Annotated in this window: 1 protein-coding gene; it reads left to right on the forward strand. The window is 38.8% G+C overall.

What is annotated here, in order from left to right; translation table 11 throughout:
• The coding region (locus AC2FA3_RS15285; RefSeq protein WP_490510329.1) for a relaxase family protein at positions 1-263 on the forward strand (263 nt) is incomplete at both ends.

The following is a 263-nucleotide window of genomic DNA, read 5'->3' on the forward strand; positions in this document are numbered from 1 at the left end:
GTTAATATGTGGAACGGCAGAAAGTTTGACTGCAACAAAAAAGCATACTACAAATTCAGAGCTTTGTCCGATGAGTTGTGCGAAAAGGAAGGGTTAACGGTAATCAAAAATCCAAAGGGTAAAACCCCAAGGAGCATGTATTTTGCAGAAAAGAATGGTGAGCCTACAAAGTATAATTTGATGCGACTTGCTATTGATTATGCAGTAAGCATCAGCTACTCTCCAACGGAGTTTGTTCGTGTGCTAAAGAAACAAGGATATAT

Source organism: Janibacter sp. CoH_79_TC_3, assembly GCF_058197955.1.